The organism is Streptococcus sp. 2741 (assembly GCF_013276315.1).
Classification (GTDB): domain Bacteria; phylum Bacillota; class Bacilli; order Lactobacillales; family Streptococcaceae; genus Streptococcus; species Streptococcus pseudopneumoniae.
This window is the reverse complement of the sequence record NZ_VMKU01000002.1, coordinates 1-2,144: the sequence shown is the minus strand read 5'-3', so window position 1 is coordinate 2,144 and position 2,144 is coordinate 1. Positions and strand designations below refer to the sequence as shown.

At 33.6% G+C, this 2,144-nt stretch carries 4 protein-coding genes; 1 reads left to right on the top strand and 3 read right to left on the bottom strand.

Annotated features, from left to right (window positions below; translation table 11 throughout):
• Positions 1 to 241 precede the first annotated feature (241 nt).
• Both HT671_RS00100 and HT671_RS00095 read right to left on the bottom strand, forming a co-directional pair.
• Positions 242 to 508, bottom strand: a complete 267-nt coding sequence (locus HT671_RS00100; RefSeq protein WP_023937570.1) for an HTH domain-containing protein — start codon at positions 506 to 508, stop codon at positions 242 to 244.
• 150 nt (positions 509 to 658) lie between these two features.
• Positions 659 to 865 (bottom strand): helix-turn-helix transcriptional regulator, encoded by a 207-nt coding sequence (locus HT671_RS00095; RefSeq protein WP_055387710.1) that lies wholly within the window; start codon positions 863 to 865, stop codon positions 659 to 661.
• Between the two features lie 52 nt (positions 866 to 917).
• Here HT671_RS00095 and HT671_RS00090 point away from each other — a divergent pair, with 52 nt between their 5' ends.
• A complete protein-coding gene (locus HT671_RS00090; protein WP_023937574.1) occupies positions 918 to 1,724 on the top strand; it encodes a TIGR02391 family protein in 807 nt (268 codons plus the stop codon).
• On the opposite strand, the gene HT671_RS00085 is transcribed toward HT671_RS00090, so the two are convergent.
• A complete protein-coding gene (locus HT671_RS00085) occupies positions 1,659 to 1,988 on the bottom strand; it encodes a hypothetical protein (protein ID WP_230558129.1) in 330 nt (109 codons plus the stop codon). The genes HT671_RS00090 and HT671_RS00085 overlap by 66 nt on opposite strands.
• Between the last annotated feature and the right edge of the window lie 156 nt (positions 1,989 to 2,144).

Genomic DNA, 2,144 nt, shown 5'->3' with positions numbered 1-2,144 from the left:
TATCGTCTTGGTCTCATTTCTTTCTCCATTGTATTTATTTTTTCTAACCTCTCTTTTATTTATTAAGATAAGTAGGACTTGTTGTTAGTTAATATTTATTGTTAGTTAATATTTATTGTTAGTTAATATTTATTGTTATTTAATACTTGTTGTTAGTTAATATTTATTAGTGCCTAAATTTTCTGATTTGTAAAATACAGATTTGTAAAATACAGATTTGTAAAAATCGAAAATGTAAATTCTAACCTGTGGATAACTTAGATATACTTTCATTTAATCTCTGTTTCATAATATCGAATTGGAAATCAGATATTTTTACATCTGAGAAAAATCTGAAAACACGAACTCCTTTACCACGTCCCATGCCTTTTTTAACAATTCGTAGGTAGCCATTTTTTTCTAATATTTTGAAGTAGCTATCAACTGTGTCTCGACTAACACCTTTCCGCTTAGCTATTTCTTCTGGATAGACTTGCCAGTTTGGGTGATTAGCCAGTACCACCATCATGATACCGACAGCTGTAAAATCCAGCGCAGGATCGTTGATAAAACTATTACTAACAGCTGTATAATCTTCAGTTGGATTCCTGAAAGATGAACTGGCAATCTAAATCTTTAAAATCTGTCATACGCTCTCCTTTCTACTCTTTTATTACGGTCAAACCGCAATATCGGATAAAAAAATAATATCATCTACTGATACATCGAAAACACTAGCGATTTGATATGCTTTCGAAACACTAGGTTCTGTTATCCCACGTTCCCAATGCCCCCACGTATCAACTGATACATTCACAGCTGCTGCCGCATCACTTTGTCTCCAGTTTTTGAGTGTTCTTAGTGTTTTTAATGTCATTTTCGTCACGTTCCTACCTCCTTTCTAAATTTGGTATAATAGAATAAAAACGAGGTTTACTATGTTAAGTATTGATACACAATTTGTAGATACAATCAGTAAAATACTATCTGATTATGTTTCACATTCTGAAATCACAAGGATGGGAGAAGTCTTAGGATATTCCCAAAACGACCAGAACTCTGGACTCAATAAACACTATAGAGTTCACAATATCATGTCTGATATACTCAACAAAACACAAGATGAATCTAATATCAAACTTGTAATTGAGTATATCTGCAATCCTTTGCGGTACATCGATAAAGTTTCAGATTTTGAAAACTTAAGATTAAAACTAAATGTCGTTCTTTCCCTAAAAGGCCTTGCCATATCAGATAATGGACATGTAGTTATTACTACTGCTTCAAAAACATTAGTTGAGGCAAAGAAACGATTTGAATCACTTGATCATATGTTGAGAACATTAAATGTTCATCCAAATGTTTTAAAATTCTGCACCCAGGAACTCTTACAAGAAAATTATTTTCATGCTGTATTTGAAGCAAGTAAAGGAATCTTTCACCGCATTCGTTTACTAACCGGTTCGTCTCTGGACTCAGCAAGTCTAATAGACCAATGTTTTAAAATCAAAGAACCCGTTATGATTATCAACGGAAATAAATTACAGACTCTTGACGAACAAAGTGAATATAAAGGATTGAAGAATTTACTTCTGACAATCGCACATCTTTATCGTAATTCCAAAGCACATAAACTTAAATACTACAATCCAGATAGTGTTAATGATGCCTTAACCGCTTTAACTCTTATGTCCCTCGCTCACAATCTCCTTGACAACTGTACTAATACTAGGAGACTTGATTAGTAGATTATAAAATTCTATAGTCACCTCAGCTAATCTAATTGTTTCTTCATCTATGGGACTATTGTAGTCCTCAAGGTGATGAAACCTTTCAGTCAACTGCTCTGATAAGTATTCTGTTTGCCTAAAGATAGATTTATGAAGATGAGTAATTGGTTTTAGCAATTCGATTTCATCATAACTTAATATTTTTTCAGTCTCCTCTTGAGTTACTTCTGCTAATTTTTCCATACCAGAAATATCAACATTAACATGCGGCTGTTCCATTATCGTCCCCCCTCGTCCTACTTTCCAGCGCCCTGAGTTCAATCTCATGGCTGACTTGTTTCAATAGCTTCTCACACGCTATTTTAGCTTCTCTGTACGTTGTATTCTCGCTGATGAAGTAATCAGCAAGTTCGATGATTTTATCTTCCATTCAAC

Excerpts from the sequence above, each read along its gene's own strand:
- HT671_RS00100 (WP_023937570.1), bottom strand. The coding sequence starts at position 508 with ATGATGGTGGTACTGGCTAATCACCCAAACTGGCAAGTCTATCCAGAA.
- HT671_RS00090 (WP_023937574.1), top strand. The coding sequence starts at position 918 with ATGTTAAGTATTGATACACAATTTGTAGATACAATCAGTAAAATACTA.
- HT671_RS00085 (WP_230558129.1), bottom strand. The coding sequence starts at position 1,988 with ATGGAACAGCCGCATGTTAATGTTGATATTTCTGGTATGGAAAAATTA.